Origin of the sequence: Vibrio sp. S12_S33 (assembly GCF_963889785.1) — a bacterium.
GTDB classification, from domain to species: domain Bacteria; phylum Pseudomonadota; class Gammaproteobacteria; order Enterobacterales; family Vibrionaceae; genus Vibrio; species Vibrio aestuarianus.
The window spans coordinates 1-463 of the sequence record NZ_CAWPQZ010000255.1; the positions used below are offsets into that span (position 1 = coordinate 1).

Here is a 463-nt window from a genome sequence, read left to right on the forward strand (position 1 = left end):
AATCCGTCTTAAACGCTTTGTTATGAAACTGGTGCCAGCAGTTGCTTAGCTTTTTCTGGTTTATCAACACCAAAAACAAAGCGATTATTTTCAGCAGGGTAACCAAATTTTATTATTAAATCATTATCTATTAGCAATTTACAAATACCACCGAAAGAACCAGCTTTACCCGTGACTTGCATGTTGTCTTTATCCAAAATAAAAACATCTGATACAGCTTCAACTTGCAATGCGGTCGACTTTAAAGCTCTTATTGCTGCTTGTTCATCAGCAACAAGGAAATGAACTACAGAAGAATGGTTCAAAGTACTTATACTTAGACCTTCGATATTTACTCCTGCATTCCCAAGTGTTTCTCCAATATCAACGAGTATTGATGACTCTAAGTCGTGAATAATACATATGTCCTTCAAAGTGTTCTCCTTATTTCACAACACTAAAAATTTGAGTGTTTCATAACGCC

At 35.4% G+C, this 463-nt stretch carries 1 protein-coding gene; it reads right to left on the minus strand.

Features of this window, described 5'->3' with window-relative positions; all coding sequences use genetic code 11:
- Window positions 1-20 precede the first annotated feature (20 nt).
- Window positions 21-413 carry a hypothetical protein gene (locus tag AACW06_RS20055; protein WP_168524786.1) on the minus strand — a complete coding sequence of 131 codons (393 nt, stop codon included), beginning with the start codon at window positions 411-413 and terminating at the stop codon, window positions 21-23.
- Between the last annotated feature and the right edge of the window lie 50 nt (window positions 414-463).